The 21,188-nt window shown below is 54.8% G+C and carries 18 protein-coding genes; 11 read left to right on the top strand and 7 right to left on the bottom strand.

The window, feature by feature from the left end; all coding sequences use genetic code 11:
* The first annotated feature begins 473 nt into the window (after positions 1-473).
* The 10 genes from AB1F12_RS17360 (at position 474) to AB1F12_RS17315 (ending at position 11,208) form a co-directional block, all read left to right on the top strand.
* On the top strand, positions 474-1,685 hold the full coding sequence (locus AB1F12_RS17360; protein ID WP_368188495.1) for a replication initiation protein: 1,212 nt from the start codon (positions 474-476) through the stop codon (positions 1,683-1,685).
* A 196-nt stretch (positions 1,686-1,881) separates the two neighbouring features.
* A complete protein-coding gene (locus tag AB1F12_RS17355; protein ID WP_368188494.1) occupies positions 1,882-2,355 on the top strand; it encodes a hypothetical protein in 474 nt (157 codons plus the stop codon).
* Positions 2,355-4,529 carry a 4Fe-4S binding protein gene (locus tag AB1F12_RS17350; RefSeq protein ID WP_368188493.1) on the top strand — a complete coding sequence of 725 codons (2,175 nt, stop codon included), beginning with the start codon at positions 2,355-2,357 and terminating at the stop codon, positions 4,527-4,529. The genes AB1F12_RS17355 and AB1F12_RS17350 overlap by 1 nt, the downstream gene beginning before the upstream one ends.
* A 10-nt stretch (positions 4,530-4,539) precedes the next feature.
* On the top strand, positions 4,540-6,453 hold the full coding sequence (nosZ, locus tag AB1F12_RS17345) for a TAT-dependent nitrous-oxide reductase (RefSeq protein ID WP_368188492.1): 1,914 nt from the start codon (positions 4,540-4,542) through the stop codon (positions 6,451-6,453).
* Positions 6,454-6,455: 2 nt separating this feature from the next.
* On the top strand, positions 6,456-7,706 hold the full coding sequence (locus AB1F12_RS17340) for a nitrous oxide reductase family maturation protein NosD (RefSeq protein WP_368188491.1): 1,251 nt from the start codon (positions 6,456-6,458) through the stop codon (positions 7,704-7,706).
* Complete coding sequence (locus AB1F12_RS17335; RefSeq protein WP_368188490.1) at positions 7,703-8,596, top strand: ABC transporter ATP-binding protein; 894 nt, start codon at positions 7,703-7,705, stop codon at positions 8,594-8,596. Before AB1F12_RS17340 ends, AB1F12_RS17335 begins: the two co-directional genes overlap by 4 nt.
* On the top strand, positions 8,593-9,414 hold the full coding sequence (locus AB1F12_RS17330) for an ABC transporter permease (protein ID WP_368188489.1): 822 nt from the start codon (positions 8,593-8,595) through the stop codon (positions 9,412-9,414). The genes AB1F12_RS17335 and AB1F12_RS17330 overlap by 4 nt, the downstream gene beginning before the upstream one ends.
* On the top strand, positions 9,411-9,929 hold the full coding sequence (locus AB1F12_RS17325) for a nitrous oxide reductase accessory protein NosL (RefSeq protein WP_368188488.1): 519 nt from the start codon (positions 9,411-9,413) through the stop codon (positions 9,927-9,929). The genes AB1F12_RS17330 and AB1F12_RS17325 overlap by 4 nt, the downstream gene beginning before the upstream one ends.
* On the top strand, positions 9,926-10,810 hold the full coding sequence (locus tag AB1F12_RS17320; RefSeq protein ID WP_368188487.1) for an FAD:protein FMN transferase: 885 nt from the start codon (positions 9,926-9,928) through the stop codon (positions 10,808-10,810). Before AB1F12_RS17325 ends, AB1F12_RS17320 begins: the two co-directional genes overlap by 4 nt.
* An 11-nt stretch (positions 10,811-10,821) precedes the next feature.
* Positions 10,822-11,208, top strand: a complete 387-nt coding sequence (locus AB1F12_RS17315; RefSeq protein ID WP_368188486.1) for a cytochrome c family protein — start codon at positions 10,822-10,824, stop codon at positions 11,206-11,208.
* A 65-nt stretch (positions 11,209-11,273) separates the two neighbouring features.
* Here AB1F12_RS17315 and AB1F12_RS17310 read toward each other — a convergent pair whose 3' ends face one another.
* Positions 11,274-11,732 (bottom strand): MarR family winged helix-turn-helix transcriptional regulator, encoded by a 459-nt coding sequence (locus AB1F12_RS17310; protein ID WP_368188485.1) that lies wholly within the window; start codon positions 11,730-11,732, stop codon positions 11,274-11,276.
* A 101-nt stretch (positions 11,733-11,833) separates the two neighbouring features.
* Between AB1F12_RS17310 and AB1F12_RS17305 the strand changes: the two genes are divergently transcribed.
* Positions 11,834-14,977: a reductive dehalogenase domain-containing protein gene (locus AB1F12_RS17305; protein ID WP_368188484.1), complete on the top strand. Its 3,144-nt coding sequence runs from the start codon at positions 11,834-11,836 to the stop codon at positions 14,975-14,977.
* 20 nt (positions 14,978-14,997) lie between these two features.
* On the opposite strand, the gene AB1F12_RS17300 is transcribed toward AB1F12_RS17305, so the two are convergent.
* The 6 genes from AB1F12_RS17300 to AB1F12_RS17275 all read right to left on the bottom strand — a co-directional run bounded on the left by AB1F12_RS17300 (position 14,998) and on the right by AB1F12_RS17275 (position 21,000).
* Positions 14,998-15,861 (bottom strand): carbohydrate ABC transporter permease, encoded by an 864-nt coding sequence (locus tag AB1F12_RS17300; RefSeq protein WP_368188483.1) that lies wholly within the window; start codon positions 15,859-15,861, stop codon positions 14,998-15,000.
* Positions 15,858-16,787, bottom strand: coding sequence for a carbohydrate ABC transporter permease (locus tag AB1F12_RS17295; protein ID WP_368188482.1), 930 nt, complete (start codon positions 16,785-16,787; stop codon positions 15,858-15,860). Before AB1F12_RS17295 ends, AB1F12_RS17300 begins: the two co-directional genes overlap by 4 nt.
* A 54-nt stretch (positions 16,788-16,841) precedes the next feature.
* A complete protein-coding gene (locus AB1F12_RS17290) occupies positions 16,842-18,056 on the bottom strand; it encodes an ABC transporter substrate-binding protein (protein ID WP_368188481.1) in 1,215 nt (404 codons plus the stop codon).
* A 53-nt stretch (positions 18,057-18,109) separates the two neighbouring features.
* On the bottom strand, positions 18,110-19,288 hold the full coding sequence (locus AB1F12_RS17285; RefSeq protein WP_368188480.1) for an ABC transporter ATP-binding protein: 1,179 nt from the start codon (positions 19,286-19,288) through the stop codon (positions 18,110-18,112).
* A 183-nt stretch (positions 19,289-19,471) separates the two neighbouring features.
* The gene (locus AB1F12_RS17280) at positions 19,472-20,128 is read right to left on the bottom strand and encodes a GntR family transcriptional regulator (RefSeq protein ID WP_368188479.1); all 657 of its coding nucleotides are present in this window, start codon (positions 20,126-20,128) and stop codon (positions 19,472-19,474) included.
* Between the two features lie 218 nt (positions 20,129-20,346).
* Complete coding sequence (locus tag AB1F12_RS17275) at positions 20,347-21,000, bottom strand: GntR family transcriptional regulator (RefSeq protein WP_368188478.1); 654 nt, start codon at positions 20,998-21,000, stop codon at positions 20,347-20,349.
* Positions 21,001-21,188 lie beyond the last annotated feature (188 nt).

The raw sequence follows: 21,188 nt of genomic DNA, 5'->3' as shown, positions 1-21,188 counted from the left end.
AAATATCCGCGCAAGGGGCCTGTTTCGCGACGAAACCCAAAAGAAATCTGAAATTGAGCAACAAACAAGTGTTTAATATCTTTAGAATCTTTAAGGACTTTGGATTGGGATATTTAAATTATTTCAATACATTAGAGGTCGCTTGGTGCCTGAATACGGGACAAAGGGAACCGGTTTACAGGATGAAAGGTGCATGGATACGGGGGGACAAGTGCCGATTCGCGGGGAGAAGGACTCCGGAATACGGTAGGCGCTTATCTAGGGTCTGTTTCGTGGGTTTTGCGGGATTTTGTAGCATCAACAGTCCTGTATTCGGGTTCCTTAAGCCTACGTGAACTTGGGGTCCTTTGCGTTAGGGAACCCATATGCGGGATCCGATTGGATGGATATTGGGCACCTGAAGCGCACTTGTTAAGAGGTTCCTTTATTGCCATAATGGGCAAAAGGGCCGCATAAGGCCATAGAGCAGACCAATGGTGGCAGAATTGGGCGACATCCCAGAGGATATTCCACGCGACAAACTCACCGGTTCCCTCAGACGGGGGGCGGTTAAGAAACATGTCGCGGCCATTCATGTCTCGGGGAAATTGACTCTATTACAGCGTAAATTGTCCAATGTGCTGTTGTTGAACGCCTATGATACCCTCACCAGTCAAAGCACATATCGGATCGATGCGCGCACATTGTGCATGATGATCGGGTACAATTCCAACGATATGGATACCCTTAAACAATCGCTGCGGGGGCTGGCCGAAACTGTGGCGGAATGGGACATGCTGGATGAAAAGGGCCAGCAGGAATGGGGCGTGTCCAGCCTGCTGAGCTATGCCAAACTAAAAGGCGGCATTTGCGAATATTCCTATTCCCCCGCGCTTGCAGAAAAGCTGAATGACCCCAAAGTGTTTGCGCTGATCAACCTGAATATTCAGCGCAGGTTCACGTCCGGTCATGCGCTGGCGCTCTATGAAAATTGCTATCGATTTGTGCGCACGGGCAGCACGGGCTGGTGGCCAATGGATCTGTTTCGTCGGTTGATGGGCCTGGACGGATCCGCCTATTACGAAAGTTACAAACATCTGAACGCCAAGGTGATCAAACCCGCGGTCAGCGAAATTAACAAAACGTCCAACATTATCGTGACGCCTGAAACCCGCAAAATTGGGCGCACGATTTCGCATATTCGGTTCCGCATCAAAGAGAACCCGCAATTGTCGATCATGAATATCGATGATGGGGCAGGGACCCGGCACAGTGATGTATATCGTCAATTGCTTGAGCTCGACGTGTCGGACCGGTTGGCGCAGCAATGGATCAGTGCCCATGGCGAAGAAAAGGTTGCCCAAAAGTTAGATTATGTGGGCGCACGCAAGAACATAAAGAACAAGGTCGGTTATCTGAGTGCCGCTTTGCAGGACGATTACGAAATTGGTGATACCCAAGACCCCCCGTCAAAGACGTCGCAGGCCGACAGCCCGCGCACCAAGCAATTGCGCAAACTGCAATCGGTGATCGCAGCGCGCACCGCGACGCAGCGGGATGCTGATAAGCGACATTTCCTATCGCGCCTGGATAATGACGCAGCTCGGGCGGATTTTGACAGATTCGGATGGGTTTCTTCTGTGAATGCGACGGCGATTTTTGAATTCTGGGATTCGTTGGAACCCGGATTGTTCGACGATCCCTAAGTCACGGTGTCTTGGGTAATGTCTTGAATCCATGTGTCAATTCACGGTTCAGGTCACCCTTTTCCCTGATGCATTAACGTATTGAAATGTATAAATTTTTGCGTTTGACTGCCTAATTCTTGATCACTTGACATATGTCAAATCGTACTTGCGGTTAGGCTCGTATGTAAAAACCTAAATTGAAAATGGGTTTTTGGTGAAACGTCCAATCAACATAAAACAAAACAGACCGCGCTTTGTTTGTGCGGTGTTTGGCTATGTGGTTGTGGCGTTATTTGCGTTGCAAATGGTGCTGCCCTCGGTTGCGGCGGCGCATATGCAGGGGCAATCCGGGAACTGGATCGTTATCTGTGGTGAATTTGGGCCGGAACGGATTCAGGTTAGCACCGATGGCCAAGCCATATCTGAAAACACCAATCCGACATTGCCATGCGCCAATTGTGACACATGCCCGGACTGCAATTCTGTGGCGTCCCGACTGGAACCGTCATTGACCCAAATCGGTGAACGGCTGGCATCACATTCCGGGGCAAAGTGCATATCGCAAACTGAGTTTTCCGAAAATCCAGCGCAGTTCTGGGGGCAAAATCGCGGCCCTCCGAAAAGGAACCCTACAGACATGAATTGTGAACTGACCCCGTTTGCGCGACCTGCATTGGCAGGTGTGTGATGACCGTTTTTCAGTCTCTAACCCGCCTGATTGCTGCTGTTTTGGCTGTCATGGTATTTGCGACCGCAACCGTTGCAGAAACGTTGGCGGATTTCCTGCCGGATCTGAGCCCCGATGAATTGGTGGCAGGCGCCGACAGTTTTGGCCCCATTCAATCCGACCTGCCCGTCGCCCCGGTGATCCGTGGCGGTGAAACGGTGGCCTGGGCGTTTTTGACGTCGGACTTTGTCGGGACAACGGGCTATTCCGGCAAACCCATTCACGTGGTGGCCGCGATTGATGCAGATGCGGTTTTAACCGGCGTTCAACTGGTCAAACATTCCGAACCGATTGTCCTGATTGGCATCCCCAATTCCCGCATGATTGAACTGACCGAAGGCTATCAAGGTCTGGACCTGAAAGCCGAGGCTGAAACCGGTGGTGGTGCCCATGATCTAGACATCATTTCAGGTGCAACAGTGACGATTATGGTCATTGATGACAGTTTGGTTCGGGCTGGGATCAAGGTGGCGCGCGCGCTGGGTTTGGGCGGATTGGCCCCGGCCACGGCGCAGGGTCCACGCCGCGAATTGGACATGGCCCAAGACACGACATTTGACTGGACCACATTGATCGGCGACGGGTCTGTTCGTCGGATGATTTTGGACGTGGGCCAAGTGAACGCCGCGTTCGAAGCAACCGGTGATCAGCGCGCCATTGACCGCCCGGAAACCGGTGACGCCACGGACACCTTTATCGACATGAATATGGCGTTGGTTTCGGTGCCATCCGTGGGGCTGTCGCTGCTGGGTGAGGCGGAATATCAGAACCTCGTCAATTGGCTGGAACCGGGTGAACAGGCCATTTTGGTTCTGGGCCGCGGATCCTATTCGTTCAAAGGGTCGGGCTATGTGCGCGGTGGGATTTTTGACCGCATTCAGCTGATCCAAGGCGATCGGGCCGTGCGGTTTTTTGATCGTCAACACCGTCGTTTGGGCGCGTTGGCCACAGCGGACGGGCCCGAGTTTAGCGAACTTGATCTGTTCAAAATCCCCGCCGATGCCGAATTTGATCCGGCCGAGCCGTTCCGACTGCAATTGTTAGTGCAGCGATCCGTCGGCGCGCTGGAACGGGCGTTTATCACCTTTGATCTGGGCTATGGCCTGCCGGAACAATACCTGTTGCCGATGGCGGCCCCCGTGGCGCTGTCAAACGACGCCGAAGAAGCCGAAGCCAAGGCCGCGTTGTGGAAACGGGTCTGGAAGGACAAGCAGGTCGAAATCGCGATTTTGGGCGCGATGTTGTTTGTGCTGACGGCGACGTTCTTTTTCCAATTCCAAGCGACCATGAACGCGCGCGCATTCCTGTGGTTCCGCATGGGGTTCTTAACCTTTACGTTGGTGTTTTTGGGCTGGTACGCCAATGCGCAATTGTCCGTCGTCAATCTGATGGCGCTGGCGGGCAGTTTGCGCGACGGGTTTAGCTGGGATGCGTTCCTGCTAGATCCGCTGGTGTTCATCCAATGGTTTGCCATCGCCGCGGCGCTGCTGTTTTGGGGCAGGGGGGCCTATTGCGGCTGGCTGTGCCCGTTTGGCGCATTGCAAGAAATCACCAACCGTATCGCGCGTCTGTTTCATGTGCCGCAATGGACGTTGCCATGGGGGCTGCATGAACGCCTATGGCCGATCAAGTATATGATTTTCCTAGGCCTTTTTGGGGTTTCCATGGTGTCGATCCCATTGGCCGAAACCTATGCCGAGGTTGAGCCGTTCAAAACCGCCATCATCCTGAAATTCGTGCGGGATTGGCCGTTTGTGATCTTTGCGCTGGCGCTGTTGCTGGCCGGGTTGTTCGTGGAACGGTTCTATTGTCGCTACATGTGCCCGCTGGGCGCAGCGCTGGCGATCCCGGCGCGCATCCGCATGTTTGACTGGCTCAAACGGTACAAAGAATGCGGAAGCCCCTGTCAGATTTGTCGTACCGAGTGTCCGGTTCAAGCCATTCATCCAACCGGTGAAATTAACCCAAATGAATGCGTGAACTGCCTGCATTGTCAGGTTCTGTATCAATCCAAGAACACCTGTCCTGTGGTCATAAAACAGGTGAAACGACGGTCCAAGGTGGGCTCCGCGGACATCACACTTAACCAACCACCGGCGTCGCATCCGAACGCCAAACGAACAACAGTTTCTTAAGGAGGAACTCATGTCCGAAGAAAATGGTAAATTAAACCTCACCCGCCGTGGCATGCTGGGCGCAACAGCCACCGGTGCTGTCATCGCCGGCACAGGCATCGGCGCCAACTTGCTGACCGCAAAACAAGCGTTGGCATCGACAAATGGCGACGCGTCGCTGGCCCCCGGTGAATTGGATGAATATTACGGGTTCTGGTCATCCGGCCAAACCGGCGAATTGCGCATTCTGGGCGTGCCATCCATGCGTGAATTCATGCGCGTGCCGGTGTTCAACCGCTGTTCGGCCACTGGCTGGGGCCAGACAAATGAATCCCTGAAAATCCTGACCGAAGGTCTGTTGCCCGAAACCAAGGAATTCTTGGCGGCCAACGGCAAAGTCACCTATGATAACGGCGATTTGCACCACCCGCATATGTCGTTCACGGACGGTGTTTATGACGGCCGGTTCATTTTCATGAACGACAAAGCCAACACCCGCGTCGCCCGTGTGCGCTGTGATGTGATGAAAACCGATAAGATCATCGAGATCCCAAATGCCATGGATATCCACGGCATGCGTCCGCAGAAATACCCCCGCACGGGCTATGTTTTTGCCAATGGTGAACACGAAGCACCGCTGGTCAACGACGGCAAAATTCTGGACCAGCCAGAAGAATACGTAAACATTTTCACCGCGATTGACGGCGACGCAATGGAGGTCGCTTGGCAGGTGATTGTGTCTGGGAACCTGGACAATACCGATTGCGATTATCAGGGTAAATACGCGTTTTCGACGTCCTATAACTCGGAAATGGGGATGAACCTGGCCGAGATGACCGAATCTGAAACCGACCACGTGGTTGTGTTCGACATCAAAGCGATTGAAGCCGCAGTAGCCGCCGGTAATTATCAGGAACTGAACGGCGTCAAAGTTGTCGATGGCCGCAAAGGGTCGGGCACCAACCTGACACGGTATGTGCCCATTCCAAATTCGCCACACGGTGTGAACGCAGCGCCAGACAAACGCCACATCATGATCAACGGCAAATTGTCACCAACGGTTTCGGTGATCGACGTTGAAAAACTGGATGCGTTGTTCTCGGAAAATGCGGATGAACGGTCTTGCATCGTGGCCGAACCTCAGCTGGGTCTGGGGCCATTGCACACGGCGTTTGATAACCGCGGCAATGCCTACACAACCCTGTTCTTGGACAGCCAAGTTGTGAAATGGGACATCGCCAAAGCGATCGAAGCCTTTGCCGGGGCTGACGTTGATCCGATCCTGGACAAAATCGACGTGCATTATCAGCCGGGTCACAATTCGACATCCATGGGTGAAACTGCGGATGCTGATGGTAAATGGCTGATTTCGATGAACAAGTTCTCAAAGGACCGGTTCTTGAATGTGGGTCCGTTGAAGCCTGAAAACGAGCAATTGATCGACATTTCCGGCGACAAAATGGAACTGGTCCATGATGGCCCAACCTTTGCGGAACCCCATGATAGCATCATCGTGCGCCGCGATATTGTGAACCCTGTCAACGTTTGGGACCGCATGGATCCAATGTGGGAAGACGCCCGAATTCAGGCCGAGGCCGACGGTGTTGATCTGGATTGGGGCCACGAAGAGGTGATCCGCGACGGCAACAAAGTGCGCGTCTATCTGTCATCCATCGCGCCTGAATTCTCGATGGAAAAATTCACCGTAAAACAGGGCGACGAAGTCACCGTTTATGTCACCAACATGGACGAAATTGACGATGTGACCCACGGGTTCTGCTTGGCCAATTACGGCGTCGCAATGGAAGTCGGCCCACAAGCCACCGCGTCGGTGACATTTGTTGCCGAACGTCCGGGCGTGCATTGGTTCTATTGCCAATGGTTCTGTCATGCGCTGCACATGGAAATGCGCGGTCGTATGTTTGTTGAACCGCGCGAGGCATAATCATGCGGTGGTTCCTGTTCATGAGCGCCCTGATGGTCGGTCCGGTTTGGGCCGAAACATGGGATGTGCCCAATCGGGCAGGGGCCATTGCGCAAACATTGCTTCAGGCGGAGGACGGCGACGTCCTTCGGCTGGAGCCCGGAACCTATTTCGAAAACATCGTTCTGGATCGACCCGTCACATTGGACGGGCAGGGCCATGCCATTATTGATGGCGGCGGCACAGGATCGGTGATTACCGTGACCGGACCGGGGATTGTGGTGCAGGGATTGACCATTATCGGGTCGGGGTCGGATCACGAAACCATTGATTCCGGCATTCAGCTGACCAAAACTTCCGTCGCCCCGCAGGTGTTGAACAACACCTTGATTGGCAACCTATACGGGGTTGATATTCACGGTGCTAAGGATGCACTGGTGCAGGGCAATCACATCGAAGGCCGCCAAGATCGCCACGTCAACGCACGCGGGAATGGCGTTTATGTGTGGAACGCGCCGGGGGCTGTGGTGGACGATAACTTCGTTCAATATGGCCGCGACGGTGTGTTTGTGAATTCCTCAAAACGCAACCGGTTCACCAATAACGAATTTCGCGATCTGCGGTTTGCCGTCCATTATATGTATGCCGACGATTCCGAAGTGTCGGGCAATCTGTCGATCAACAATGACCTCGGCTATGCGGTGATGTTCACGCGGCGGGTGCGGGTGATGGACAACATTTCGATCAATGACCGCGAACATGGCGTGATGCTGAATTATGCCAACCATTCGGTGTTTACCGGCAATGTGGTGCTGGGCGCGCAGGAAAAATGCACGTTTCTATATAACGCCCATAGCAACGAATTTAGCGGCAATTGGTTCGAAGGCTGCGGCATCGGCATTCATTTCACCGCCGGGAGCCAGAACAATCAGATCGTGGACAATGCCTTTGTCGGCAATCGCACGCAGGTCAAATATGTGTCAACGCAATGGGATGAATGGTCCGAAAACGGGCGCGGCAATTTCTGGTCTGACAACACCGCCTTTGATGTGGATGGCAACGGGATTGGCGATGCACCTTATCGGCCCAATGACAGCATGGATCACGTGCTGTGGACCCAACCTAGCGCCAAATTGCTGCTGGGGTCGCCCGCTGTGCAATTGGTGCGTTGGTCGCAATCCACGTTTCCCGCGCTGCTGCCCGGTGGCGTGATTGATTCCAGCCCTTTGATGCAGGCCACGCCCCCCGCCGCCATGGAAAGGCTGCCAGAATGACCAATCCAACTCTAACCATCCGCGATCTGCGCAAAATGCGCGGCAAATCAGAGGTGCTGCAAGGCGTCGATTTAAACGTCGCGCCGGGGGAACGTGTGGCGCTGTTGGGCCATAACGGGGCCGGGAAATCGACCCTGTTCAAATGTGTTTTGGGCCTGACGCGGATATCCGGCGGGCAGGTGGACATCGCCGGTGCGCGTCCCGGATCGGGGGCGGCGCGGCGCAACATTGCTTTCTTGCCAGAAGCCGTGTCCTTTCACAAAGCTTTGACCGGTCGCGAACAGCTAAACGTGTTTGCGCGATTGGAAAAATCAGAGGCTAACATAGCGCAATTGTTGGATCGTGTGGGGTTGGCGGATGCCATGGATCGCCGGATTGGCACCTATTCCAAAGGCATGCGGCAACGTCTGGGATTGGCGCAAATGCTGCTGGGGCGGCCGAAATTGGCGCTGCTCGATGAACCGACTAGCGGGCTGGATCCGATTTCGCGCCAGGACCTGTATGACATCATCGACGAAATGGCCGGGCAGGGGACCGCCATTGTGATTGCGTCCCACGCCCTGACCGAAGTCGAAGCCCGCACCGACCGCATCGCCATTCTGCGCAAAGGCGTGAAAGTGGCGGATGACACGTTGTCAAATCTGTCCATTCGGGCCGGGTTGCCGATCCGGCTGCGGTTTGAAACCCAAACCAACGCCGACCAGATCGCCGCGCAAATGGGCGGCACGCGGATCAACGGCGCGTCGGTCGAAATCAAATGTCCCGCCAGCGAAAAGATGCAGCATCTGCGTCGGATTGCCGATTTGGGGGACGTGATCTGTGATCTGGATGTGATCCCGCCGAGGCTGGATGATCTCTATCACCATTACGCAAAAGGAGACGCGCAATGACCCGTTTTCTGGCCATCACCCGCGCTGAAATCCTGATCCTGCGCCGCAATTTCTGGCTGTTCACCGCCACGTTGATCATGGTGCTGTTTGCACTGGCGCTGACCTTTGCCGGGTCCGCCCCAACCGGGTCGCTGGGCGTGGATATGTTAACGGTGTCTGTCGCGTCGATGACGACGCTGTCCGTTTATCTGGCGCCGCTTTTGGCGTTGATGATTTCCTTTGATGCCATCGCGGGCGAAGCCGACCGGGGATCGCTGGCGTTGCTGCTGACCTATCCGGCGGGGCGGGGCGAAATCCTGTTGGGTAAATTCTGCGCGCATCTGTTTGCCCTGTCGATTGCGATGATCGTTGGCTTTGGCAGTGCAGGCGCGGTTGCGGCGTTTTTGGGCGGCGCAGGCTCTGAAAGTTTGCTGGCATTGCTGCGCTTAATCCTGACCTCGATCCTGTTGGGGGCGGTGTTTTTATCGCTGGGTTATCTGGTCTCGGCGCTGGCCAATGGGGCCACGGCGGCGGCAGGCATGGCGGCGGGCATTTGGCTGGTCTTTGTGGTGTTGTTCGATCTGGGATTGCTGGGCGCAGTTGTCATGGATCAAGGCGGCACCTTTACCAAATCCGTATTCCCGTGGCTGTTGGTGGCCAATCCTGCGGATGCGTTCCGGGTTTGGAACATCGCCGCGTCAGACGGGGTTGCCATGACAACCGGGATGGCCGGGGCCGCGCGCACCTTGCCGTTTTGGGTTGCTCCGGCATCGCTGTTGGTCTGGCCGATTTTGTCATTTGCCACGGCGCATTTCGCGTTCCGAAAGGTCGAACCATGAAGCCGCTGATCCTGATTGCCTGCTGCGCGCTGATCGCCTGCAAAGAAGAGGTCGCCACAGCGCCGCCCGCCCCGGTCGCCATGACCGAGGCCGCGTTAAGCCATTTTTGCCAGATGAACGTTCTGGAACATGGCGGTCCCAAAGGGCAGATCCATCTAGAAGGCCACCCAAGCCCGCTGTTTTTTGCCCAAGTGCGCGATCTGGTGACCTATGTCAAAAGCCCGGAACGGGTCGCGGATATGGAGGCCATCTATGTCAGTGATATGGGCATGGCTGACAGTTGGCGCTATCCGGGGGCGGAAAACTGGATCGATGCGGAACAGGCCGTTTATGTGGTTGGATCGAATGTGGCGGGGGGCATGGGGGCGCCTGAAATAGTGCCGTTTTCTGATGCGCAATCGGCCCAAGGTTTCATCGATCAATATGGCGGACAGCTGCATGCCCTAGCTGATATTCCAGAGGATGCCGTGTTAGGCCCCGTTGATCTGGACGCCCCATTGGAGACCCCCCTATGACCATTATCAACCGTCGTCGGTTCCTTGCGATGTCCGCGTCAACTTTGGCTGTGCCTGCAATGGCGGGGCAGGCGGATGTGGCCATTTGGCGGGGCAGCGCCTTAGGTGCGCCGGCCAGTCTGCACATCGTGGGGCTGAGCCAAATCCAAGCGCAACCGATCTTTGATCAGGTTGAGGCGGAATTGCTACGACTAGAGCTGATCTATAGTCTATACCGCCCCAATTCGCAGATTATGCAGCTGAACACGACCGGTGTTTTAGATCATCCTGCGCCTGAATTGCTTGGGGTGCTCAGCCTGTCTGGCGCGTTGCATGATGCGTCAGATGGGGCGTTTGATCCAACCATTCAGCCGGTCTGGCAGGCGCGCGCGGGTCTGGACGCGGCCAATGGGCCGGTCGGTTGGTCGCATCTGCGTTTTGACACCCAAAGGGTGGTGTTTGAACGTCCCGGCATGGCGATGACACTGAACGGCATCGCCCAAGGCGCGGTGACAGATCAGATCGCCACATTGCTGCGCGGGATGGGGTTGCAAAATATTCTGATCGATATGGGCGAAGTGGCCGCAATTGGGGGGCATGAAAACGGGTCGGATTGGCAGGTCGGTATTGCTGATCCAGAGGGGCAGATCATTCAGCGGATCACCCTGCGGGACCGGGCCTTGGCCACGTCAGCGCCGATGCCATCCTTTGGATCGGACATGGCGCATATTTTCCATCCAAACGGGACCCCTGCGGTAAATCAGCTCGTTTCGATATCGGCGCCCTCGGCCATGTTGGCAGACGGATTATCCACCACTATATGCATGGCAGAACCTTCACAAGTTAGGTCAATTCTTCAACTGTTCCCGCATGCGCATGTTGAAAAAATAATGTCATTCTGAAAGGCAAACAAATGATCAAATCGAAAATTCTGGCGCTTGGCGCTGTTGTGGCAACGTCCTTTTCTGTGCCTGTTTATGCAAACGGTGATGCCGATGCGGGTCGCCGTGTGTTCAACCGTTGCAAGGCCTGCCACGCTGTGGGCGAAGACGCCCGCAACAAAGTGGGCCCAGTGTTGAACGGCGTGGTTGGCGCGGCGCCAGGCTTGGCCGCTGATTTCAGCTATTCTGACGAAATGCTGGCCGCTGCCGAAGGTGGGATGGTCTGGGACGCCGAAACGCTGACCGCGTTTTTGACCGATCCCAGCGCGCTGGTTCCGGGCACAAAAATGTCCTTTGCTGGCCTGCGCCGCGAAGGGGATATTGCAGATGTGATCGCCTATCTGGCGACATTCGAATAAAACATCGGATGCGATTTGCCCTGCCTGTCCGGATGCGGATGGGCAGGGTTTTTTGTGGCGAATTCTTAAAACCGATCCAGTGGTTTGGTTTCCCCAACCAACAATGCGGCCAGTAATTCATCTAGTAACAAATGCTGTTTTGGGCTAAGTTTGTCACTGAAATGCGCTTGGTTTTCGCGCACGATCGGGTGACACAGGTCCAGCTTGTCCTGCCCCAGAGGGGTTAAGCTGAGGTGACGGGATCGGCCATCTGTTTCGGTCAGGGCCTGATCAATCAACCCGTCTTTGCGCATCTGCACCAACAGCCGCGATGCGGCCTGTCGGGTGATGCCGATATAGTCCGCGATGTCCGAGGGCGTCGTGACATTTTCAAGCCCAATCCCAGATAAAACACACCAACGCAGCCGGGTGATCCCATGCGGGGCCAGCGCCGTTTCTAACCGGTTTTGGACGTGTTTGGACAATCGGCTCAGCCGATACCCCAGCCCCTGATGCAACGCGTAATCGTCCTTGGTTTCTGTCACGTCCGGCTCCTGAATGGGGGTTGGGGGTTAACACATTGACAGTTTAATGCGCAGTGATGATAATTAGCAAGGTTTACTAATTCAATCAGCACAGGTGATGCATGGGCGCACGGTTTTCGACAGGCAAAGAACGGGCGATGCATCTGGGGCCGTTTTCGCTTGAGATATTGAAACGCCATGGGGCGGTTGACCTGTTGAACGTGCCGTCATTTGATCCATTGCGGTTTCACATCCCAGAGCGGCCAACATCCATCGTGAATGCGATGGGCGATCATATGGCGATGCTGGACGCGATCCGCGACGGCATGGTGAACCGGGCAAAATCGCAGGTGCCTGAGGACGTGATCGAGCGATCTAATCATTTAAAATCATTCGGTTACTTTGCGGATGCTTCTATGGTTGGGGTATGCGAAATCCCCGATCTGGCGCGGCTTGAAACCCCGTATCGCAATCCAGATATCGACCGGCTGGCGGTCGAGCTACAGACACGACAGACCAAAACATTTGCCTCTGGCATCGATATGATCATGGCCGATTTAAAGGAATCCATGTCAGCCCCGCCCACCACGATTGACGGGCATAAAAACGCAATTGTGTTTCTTTATGAACATCCACGGGACCCAGTTGCGTCTGAACCGGGGGCGGATTGGATCATGGGGGCGACGGCGCATCGGTCGGCTTTGTTGGCGGCGGAAACTGCGGCCGTCATCGCCAATTACATCCGTTTGTTAGGATTTGAGGCCCGCGCGCATACGGCGACCACTTCGGATGTGGACCTGAACACATTGGCGGTCGCGTCAGGTTTGGCGATGGTGCAAAACGGTCAGGTGGTTGCCCCGTATTTGGGCGCGCGCTTTGGGATTGCTGCGGTGACAACATCGATGGATTTGTCCGCAGATCTGCCATTAGCCGAACTGCCGCGATCCCAGCACAAGGCCCCGTTTGCGCAGCGTGATTTTGCCATGGGCGCTCATCCGTTTGAGACCCTAAAACGAGTCCAGAGCCCGACCACGTTTATCGACGAACCCCGTGTGCCGCGTGTGCCTAAACGTACCGATATGTTCAGCCGCGCCTTGTTTGGCGACATGGGCAAGCCGCTACAGGATAAGGCCAAAGGCGGGCATTACGTGCGAAAATCCGCGCCGTCGATGGCGCAGCGTCGCGCGCTTGGGGCGTTTGTGTTGTTGCAAGATGGCGAAGTTGAGGTGGAACAGAGCCGCATTTCACCGCAAAAAGCCCATGATCTGGTTAAGGCCGCCAGCTATTTCCTAGGCGTGGATGCCGTGGGCATTTCGCGGTGCCCGGATTGGACATGGTATTCGCATGATGCGGCGGGACAGGAAATTGACCCGCCCCATGATCAGGCGATTTCGATGATCGTGGATCAGGGTTTTGACACAATGGAAGGGTCATCGGGCGATGATTGGATCGCCGTGGCCATGTCGATGCGGGCCTATCTTAGGTTTTCGCTGCAGGGCGGGGTGATCGCGCGGCAATTGCGCAATATCGGCTACAAAGCCAAAGCACATACCGTGATGGATGGCGAAGTGTTGCAGCCGCCATTGCTGTTGCTGGCCGGTTTGGGTGAGGTCAGCCGCATTGGCGAGGTGATCCTGAACCCCTATCTGGGACCGCGATTGAAATCGGGCGTGGTGACGACCGATCTGCCGATGGTTCATGACCTGCCCATTGATTTTGGACTGCAAAAATTCTGTGATTCGTGCAAAAAATGTGCGCGCGAATGTCCGTCAGGGGCCATCACGGCGGGTCCTAAACTGATGTTTAATGGCTATGAAATCTGGAAATCGGACAGCCAGAAATGCGCCACCTATCGGATTTCGACCGAGGGCGGCGCGATGTGCGGGCGCTGTATGAAAACCTGCCCGTGGAACCTAGAAGGCGTGCTGGCGGATCGGGCGTTTCGCTGGGCCGCGATGAAAATGCCAGCGACAGCCCCCGTGTTGGCCAAGTTGGATGACGTGATGAACCGGGGCGCGTTGAATCCGGTGAAAAAGTGGTGGTGGGATTTGGAAATTGATGCGGATGGCAGCTATGGCGCGGCGCGCAATCCGGTCAATGAACGGTCGCTGCAAAAGGATCTGAACCTGAAATATGAGGATCAGACATTGGCGGTCTATCCGGCCAATCTGGCGCCGCATCCCTATCCGTATCCCTATCCGATGGACCGCGAAAAGGGCATCGAAGCCTATCAGGAAATGATCACCGCCGAGGCCTATAAGGCGCGGTTGGAACAGGGGGATATTCAGGGACTGGCGCATAAAATTGCCACCCACGAAGACAGCCCCGTGGTGCAGGTGGTGATCAGCAAAGCCGAGCCGATGGGGCAGGGGATCACCAAATATGAGATGCGCGCCTTGGACGGGTCGGATTTGCCCGAATGGCAGGCTGGGGCGCATTTGGACATTGTCGTTGCACCCGAATTTCTGCGGCAATATTCGATGTCGGGCAATCCTGCGGACAGATCAACCTATCAGATTGGCGTTCTAAAAGAACAAGCAGGTCGTGGCGGGTCGGCATTGCTGCACCGGATTTTCGCAGAGGGACGCAAGGTGTTTGTGTCCAAACCGATCAACCATTTCCCCTTGGTGGCCGGGGCCAGCAAAACCTATCTGATGGGCGGCGGGATCGGGATCACGCCGATGATCGCCATGGCCCATGAATTGCACGCAAAAGGCGCTGCGTTTGAGTTGCATTATTCGGGTCGATCCCGCGCGCAGATGGGATATCTGGACGATTTGGCCGCGATGCCCTGGGCGCAAAATGTGCAGGTGCATGTATCATCCGAAGGCAGCCGCGCCCATTTGAATGCGATCCTGAAATACACACCCGGCGCGCATGTTTATACCTGCGGGGCCGACGCCTATATGACGGCGGTCATGGATGCGGCATCCGATTTCCCCGAAGAAAACCGGCATCTGGAATATTTCAGCGTGCCTGACATGCCGGATTATGAAAACCACGCCTTTTCAATCAAGCTGATGAAATCCGGGCGGGTTTTGCAGGTCCCTGCGGATCGCACCGCGTCGGATGTGTTGCTTGAAAATGGGGTGCATGTGGATGTGAAATGTTCCGATGGGATTTGCGGCGTGTGCAAATGCGGACTGGGCGCGGGGCAGGTGGAACATCGTGACTTTGTGCTGTCAAAGGCGCAGCGCGAAACGGCGTTTATCACCTGTCAGTCCCGCGCTGCTGACCCCGATGGTATCATCGAGCTAGATTTGTAGTGGGTGCGCCGCGTTGTCGATTATCCCTTTACGGCCCCCGCCGTGAGGCCCGATTGGAATTGACGGGTCATCAACAGATAGGCGATGACAACCGGTAAGGTTGAAACAACAACCGAACTGAACACCAGCCCCCATTCTGTCGAATACGCACCGATGAAGGAAACGATGCCAACCGGCATGGTCTGCACTTCTGGTTTAAAGGCGAGGATCAGCGGGATAAAGAATTCGTTCCACATCCAAACACCGTTCAGGATCGCAACGGAAATGAGGCCCGGTTTCATCAGTGGGACAACAATACGCCAGAAAATCTGCCATTCTGTTGCGCCGTCCATACGTGCGGCGTGGATCAGATCACGTGGCAAAGCGGCCGCGATTGGGGTCAGGACCAGCACGCCCAACGGCAGACCCATGGCGATATAGGGAACGATCAATGCCAGCAGCGTGCCAAAAAGCCCGACAGTTTTAAGCACGATAAACAGGGGCAGAATGATCGCATGCACAGGCACCAGCAAACCCGCCACAAAAAGCGTATATAGTCCCATGGCAAATTTTTTGGATTTTCGACTAAGACCATAGGCGATCATGGTTGCCAAAACGGTGCTGACCAAAACGGCGATCGTGGTGACGATGATGGTGTTGGGCAGCGTCAATGACAATTGGGCATCGGTCCAAGCACGGCTATAGTTTTCGACCCGCCATTGCGCAGGCAGGCCAAAGGGGTTCACAAAGAATTCCGGTACGGATTTAAACGATGCGATGACCATGAACAGGATCGGTCCAAGCACCCATATTGAGGCAATGACCAGTACCGCCGTTCGGGCGGATTTGCCCATGAACAATCCAAGGTTACTTTGACTGCGGCGCAGTTGAGGTTGTGGTGTCATCCTTCGATCTCCCGGCGGCGCAGAATGCGGATTAAGCCCCAGCAAATTGCAGCCATAATGAGCATCATTAACAGGGCCATGGCGACGCCAAAGGCAAACCGAATATCCGCGCTTGAAAATGACGATCCCCCAAATGCAGTGCGATAGATCAGCGTGCCCAGAACATCCGTGCCATAATTGGGTGCCCCCAGTGGACCGGTTAAGACATAGACCACATCAAAGGTGCGGAACGTGCCGATAAACGTCAGCACGGTCAGGGCGGTAAACGCGGGGGAAAGCTGGGGAAACACGATCCGCCAGAAAACCTGCCGGCTGTTGGCGCCGTCCATTTCGGCGGCTTGTTTTAGTTCTGTGGGGACATTTTGCAGCCCCGAAAGATAGATAATGATCGACCAGCCCATGGAATTCCAAGCGGTCACAAAAATGATCACAGCTAGGGCCGTGCCGGGCTGAGACAGCCATTGGCCTTTGAGAAAGCCCAGCCCGATCGCATCCAGCATTGGATTCACCAAACCGATATTGGGCGATAGCATCAGCGTCCAGACAAAGCCGGTGGCCACAAGCGACATGATGACCGGCAGAAACAGAACCGTGCGGTAAAACTGCATGAAACGGGGGTTTTCGTTGAGCAACACAGCAAGGTAAAGCCCGACGCTGTGTTGGAAAATCAGGATCGCCACAAAGATAATCGCGTTGTGAAACGCAGCGCGATAGAACGGCCAATAGGTCAGAATTTCGGAATAATTGGCAAGACCGATAAATTTCAGATCATTGCCTAGCCCGGACCAGTTTGTCAGCGAAATGCCAAAGGCCAGCGCCAGCGGCAACAGCATCACAGCCAGAAAGAACACAAACCCCGGCAACACAAACCAGAGATGGCCGTAGCGCAGAGAGAATTGAGATGGCGGTTTAGGGGATGCGGGCATAGGCACACTTTCGCAAAAGAAGAGGCCGCTCGGATAACGGCCCCTTTGGTCAGTTTAGTTGCTGGGTTGAACGGCGGCCTGAACCAGTTCGGCGAATTCCATCGGGGTCAATTCACCCAGAAACAACGCCGCGGTGTTTTGCTGTGCAACAGACCAGACATCCCCGGTTTCGGGCAATTCGTAAAACACCCGCATGTCATTGCTGCGCGTCGCCTGTACGAATTCTTCGAGGATGCGGTTTTCGGCCGGGATGATGTTTTTGTTGGTTGTCATGGTGATGTTGTCGACAACCATCTGTTGGGCTTTGTCCCCCATCATCCATTGCAAAAACGTAAGCGCGGCTTCGGAATGGTCGGTGTCTGAATTCACAAGATAGATGTATTCCAGCCCCGTCACAGTTGCTGGGTTATTGTCACCCACCGCAGGAAAGGGAACAACGCCCAGATCAACATTGGGGTTGATTTCCTGATAGCCGGCATAATCCGCAGATCCGCCCGGCATCATTGCGCCTTGGCCTAGTGCGGCCAGTGCTTTGCCTTCGACATAGGGCGTGGACAGGGCACCGGGCTGCATGCAATCCCCGATCTGCTGTAGAAACGCCGCGGCTTCGACCAGATCGGGATCAGTGAAGGCGCGTTCCCCACGGCGCAATTCCGCAAAGCCATCCACACCCAGAACCGATGCAGTCAGCATCATATACATGAATGACGGAACAATCCCATCGGATGCAGGAACGATCAGAGGTGTAACGCCCTGTTCCTTCATTGCGGCGCACATTTCGACGAATTCAGCTTGATTGGTGGGAGGCGTCATGCCGAGGTCTTCGAAGATGTTGCGGTGATAATACAAGCCCACCGAATAGGTTCCCAGAATTGGAACGCCCCAGATTGATCCGTTCTGATTGATCGCATCCACCGCTGCGTCGCGCAGGCTGGATGTGTCGAGCTTGCCTGTCAGTTCCATCGCGTAACCCGCTTGGGCGGCGGCCAGCGTTTCATTGCCCGCAGGCAATCCAAACAAATCAGGCGCTTCGCCCGCAGCGAGGGCTGTGTTTAATCGGGCCGAATAATTTGTGCCTGCGATCTCTTCCAATTCGATGGTGATGTTGGGGTGTTCTGCTTCAAACGCATCTAGGATCGCCTCGGCGCGGTCTTTCCATTCGGGGTGGTTGTGCCACATGGTCAATGTGACATCCTGGGCAAAGGCGGGTGCGATCGCACCAAATGTCATCGCGCTCGCCAAAAGGGCGCTTGTCAGTGTTTGTTTCATAATTAGTCCTCCTGAATACGGTTCGCAGGTCTCCCGCCTGCGGACCATTGGGGTTAGGTCGCGCGCAACGCGTGACCCGAATTGGGGTCGAAAAAATGCAAACGATTGGTGTCTACTGCGACCCGCACAACGTTGCCTGACTTGGCTTTTGACTGTGATGAAAAACGGCAAATGCAGGCTGATGTTGCCGCCCCGGCCAGATTTTCGTCAACAGCGTCGTCATCAATCAACACAGCTGGGGCATCCAGCCCGACATGGGCCATGTGATCGGACCCAAGGGATTCCAACAGCAAAACCGGGGCCGTCAGGCAGCAATCCTGTGGGTGATCTGGTTTCAGATCTGCATCTTCCAGGTCTTCGGGGCGCAGGCCCACGATGACCTCTGAGCCGACAAAGTTCAGCAAACCGGGATAGGTCTGTTGGGCCGCTTCAGGCACGCGCAGGGTCTGATCGCCCAATTTAACATGGATCGCGTCATCGGCTTTCATCACCGTACCCCGCATCAGGTTCATGGCGGGTGATCCGATAAACGAGGCAACAAACGTATTCGCAGGGGCGTTGTAAATATCGTCGGGTGTGGCGACTTGTTGCAATACACCATCACGCATCAGAGCAACCCGGTCGCCCATTGTCATGGCCTCTACCTGATCATGGGTGACGTAGATTGTGGTGACGTTCAACTGTCGCTGAATCTGGGCAACTTCGGCGCGCATTTTCACCCGCAGCTTTGCGTCCAGATTGGACAGGGGTTCATCCATCAGAAACACCGACGGACGCCGGATGATCGCGCGCCCCATGGCCACACGTTGGCGCTGGCCCCCGGATAACAGGCCGGGCTTACGGTCTAGATACGTCTCTAGTTGCAGGGTCTTGGCAACATCTGCAACGCGTTGAGAAATCTCAGCTTTGGGGGTCTTTGCGATCTGCAACGGAAAGGCGATATTGTCGAAAACCGTCATATGCGGATAAAGCGCATAAGACTGAAACACCATCGCGATGTCACGATCTCGGGACGCGAAATCGTTGACCACCTGATCGCCGATCAGAACTTCGCCGCTGCTGATGTCTTCTAGGCCGCCAATCATTTTCAGCGCCGTCGATTTGCCACATCCCGATGGCCCGACAAGCACGAGAAACTCACCGTCTTCGATATCAAGAGACAAGGCATTCAAAGCCGGCGCATGCGCCCCGTCATAGGACTTGCTGATTGCGTTCAATGTGACTTTCGCCATGTTTCCCCCATGCAGTGACCACCCAAAAGGATGCCCCATTGGATGGGATGCTCCCTGCATCCTGTCCAGTGTGCGACAGAGGCAAACATATTATATGATTCAAATCAACATATAATCTACACAAATGTTTATTTAATATATTATCTGATATATCGCAACGTTATCAATATGATACATGTTCGTTTAACGTGGGTTGCGCATTGTCATCAGTTGAAGATGCATTTGATCCCCGGCGCCGTGCACATGGCGTTTGATGGTTTCAACCGCCCCGTTGATGTCGCTTTTTCGGAAGGCATCGATCAGTTCTCGGTGTTCTCGCAGCACCTCGGCGTGACGCGCGCGCGAAATGGGGACGTTCATCGCGAGGGCGTTTAAAATGCGACGTTGCAATTTCCAGATGCCAAAGGCGCGCCGGTTATAATGTTTGCGCGCCATAAACTCATGAAAACGCAAATCGACACCGGTAAATGTGACCTTATCCTCGACCGAAACCGCCTCTAGCTCGGATTGTATCCGTTCCAGTTCAATCAGGTCCGCTTCGGTACAGCTTTTGGCAAAGGTTTCGACAAAATATGGCTCCATCAGTTGAAGAACCTCGAAAATGTCGCGCAGTGATTCCGCATCAAAGGTGGCGACAGTGGCCCCTTTGTTCTGCTCAATCGTGACGATCCCTTCGCCTTGAAGCAGGCGCAGCGCTTCGCGGACGGGGATGATTGAGGTGCCGTATCGCGTGGCCAGATCCTGCACCTTTAGGCGGGTGCCACCGGGAAAGGTGCCCGTGCCAATATCGCCTAGGATGCGGCTGTAAATCGAGGTTGTGTCGCCGACATTCTTTGCCACGTTTTACCCTTAGATGATTTTGCCGTGAAAAAGATGCTGATTTTGCGGTTCTCTTTCATAGCTGATCTTGGTCAGATGTAATATCTTTTTATTCATATCAATAGACATTGAATTGGACAACACTCTGACCTGTCGATCAATCGGTCACTGATTATATATGATTTTCCGACAAAAACCGCGCCCAGTCGGATCGGTCGGCTGGCCATTGGGATTGGGGTCTAGATGCCCAACGCACGCATTTGCTGTGACATCTGCGTAAACGACCCGTCGACATGCTGTCTGATGACCCGGTCCGCCTCGGCGGCGTCATTTGCTTCGAAGGCGGCAATCAACGCGTCGTGTTCCTGCAAGATGGTTGCGTGTCGGGTGGCGCTGATGCGCAGGGGCGCGGCGTGAACATTCAACGCGGTGCGCAGTTTTTTCCATGTTTCGGCGGCGACCTGATTGTAGTGATATTGGCAAATCAGGCCGTGAAATTCTGAATCGAGTTTGCGGAATTGGGCCATCTGGCCTGTTTCCGCGGCCTTCAGATGTTTCTGAAGGGTGCGCAATTCCTTTACAATTGCCGGATCAGCATTTTCGGCAAACCAACCGACAAAATAGGGTTCCAGTAGTTTCAGGACCTCAAAGATATTCTGAATCGTGCTGGAATCTGCCTGTTTGATTGTTGCGCCGCGATTCTGGTGGATCTCTACAAATCCTTCGCCCTGCATCTGGCGCAATGTTTCGCGCACCGGGCTGGCGCTGACGCCGTAGCGTTTTGATAAGTCCGATATTTTTAACCGCTGGCCGCCCACAAGCCGCCCGCTGGAAATTTCGTCCAGAATCGCTTCGTACAGACTGTCGCTGTGGTTCGGGGTGGGCTGAACCATAAGAATTGGGCCTCCTGTGCCTGCAAAACCATTCAACAGGCTGATCTTTATTAACGTCGAAGTCGTGGATTTTCAACGGAATTTACGTTTCTTCGCGAAAAAAGAACGATATTATTAACAAAATCGTCGACGATTTGGTAAATTTAGTGCTACTAAGTCGACGGGAGATTCGGCGGGATATCCGTCGT

The sequence above is a fragment of the Aestuariibius sp. HNIBRBA575 genome (genome assembly GCF_040932005.1).
Classification (GTDB): Bacteria; Pseudomonadota; Alphaproteobacteria; order Rhodobacterales; family Rhodobacteraceae; genus CANLNM01.
The sequence above is the reverse complement of the archived record's forward strand: the minus strand, read 5'-3'. Positions and strand labels throughout refer to the sequence as shown.

Coding starts and splice junctions, on each gene's coding strand:
- nosZ (WP_368188492.1), top strand. CDS start 4,540: ATGTCCGAAGAAAATGGTAAATTAAACCTCACCCGCCGTGGCATGCTG.
- AB1F12_RS17275 (WP_368188478.1), bottom strand. CDS start 21,000: ATGGTTCAGCCCACCCCGAACCACAGCGACAGTCTGTACGAAGCGATT.
- AB1F12_RS17335 (WP_368188490.1), top strand. CDS start 7,703: ATGACCAATCCAACTCTAACCATCCGCGATCTGCGCAAAATGCGCGGC.
- AB1F12_RS17295 (WP_368188482.1), bottom strand. CDS start 16,787: ATGCCCGCATCCCCTAAACCGCCATCTCAATTCTCTCTGCGCTACGGC.
- AB1F12_RS17325 (WP_368188488.1), top strand. CDS start 9,411: ATGAAGCCGCTGATCCTGATTGCCTGCTGCGCGCTGATCGCCTGCAAA.
- AB1F12_RS17305 (WP_368188484.1), top strand. CDS start 11,834: ATGGGCGCACGGTTTTCGACAGGCAAAGAACGGGCGATGCATCTGGGG.
- AB1F12_RS17315 (WP_368188486.1), top strand. CDS start 10,822: ATGATCAAATCGAAAATTCTGGCGCTTGGCGCTGTTGTGGCAACGTCC.
- AB1F12_RS17330 (WP_368188489.1), top strand. CDS start 8,593: ATGACCCGTTTTCTGGCCATCACCCGCGCTGAAATCCTGATCCTGCGC.
- AB1F12_RS17320 (WP_368188487.1), top strand. CDS start 9,926: ATGACCATTATCAACCGTCGTCGGTTCCTTGCGATGTCCGCGTCAACT.
- AB1F12_RS17285 (WP_368188480.1), bottom strand. CDS start 19,288: ATGGCGAAAGTCACATTGAACGCAATCAGCAAGTCCTATGACGGGGCG.
- AB1F12_RS17300 (WP_368188483.1), bottom strand. CDS start 15,861: ATGACACCACAACCTCAACTGCGCCGCAGTCAAAGTAACCTTGGATTG.
- AB1F12_RS17350 (WP_368188493.1), top strand. CDS start 2,355: ATGACCGTTTTTCAGTCTCTAACCCGCCTGATTGCTGCTGTTTTGGCT.
- AB1F12_RS17290 (WP_368188481.1), bottom strand. CDS start 18,056: ATGAAACAAACACTGACAAGCGCCCTTTTGGCGAGCGCGATGACATTT.
- AB1F12_RS17360 (WP_368188495.1), top strand. CDS start 474: ATGGTGGCAGAATTGGGCGACATCCCAGAGGATATTCCACGCGACAAA.
- AB1F12_RS17340 (WP_368188491.1), top strand. CDS start 6,456: ATGCGGTGGTTCCTGTTCATGAGCGCCCTGATGGTCGGTCCGGTTTGG.